The organism is Halomonas sp. ATBC28 (genome assembly GCF_005937175.1).
Taxonomy (GTDB): Bacteria; Pseudomonadota; Gammaproteobacteria; order Pseudomonadales; family Halomonadaceae; genus Vreelandella; species Vreelandella titanicae.
On record NZ_VCQL01000223.1, the window covers coordinates 1 to 380 of the forward strand.

Below are 380 nucleotides of genomic sequence, written 5' to 3' on the forward strand. Positions count from 1 at the left end.
GTATAAAACAAGGGTTAATCGCAAAAGCACCACTTGAAGGTTGGCATTATGGCACTAAAGAAATCGTTAAAAAATTCCACATGTATCATCGTGTTGCGATTGAATATAGTGGCGGAATTTACGATATTGATAATTTAAGGAGGGCACACCTCATTTGCATGATGAAATTTATTACAGGAGATAGTTAAATGTATAATTTTAAAGATAAAATAGAAGATTACACAGAGCGGGAATTCATTGAGTTGCTTGGCGAGTTTACAAATCCAACCGGGGATAACGCTCAATTAAAAGGGGAAGCGCCTGACAAATATTGGGATGATCTAGAAGAACATCTTACAAGAATTACACAACATCCGTTGATGAGCGATCTTATCTACTAT

The 380-nt window shown here is 36.1% G+C and carries 2 protein-coding genes; both read left to right on the top strand.

From position 1 onward, the window contains the following. Positions 1-188: hypothetical protein (locus E0L35_RS26170; protein ID WP_138801780.1), on the top strand; the 188-nt coding region annotated here is incomplete at its 5' end. Next, positions 189-380 (top strand): bacteriocin immunity protein (locus tag E0L35_RS26175; RefSeq protein WP_138801781.1); only part of this gene is annotated, 192 nt, incomplete at its 3' end.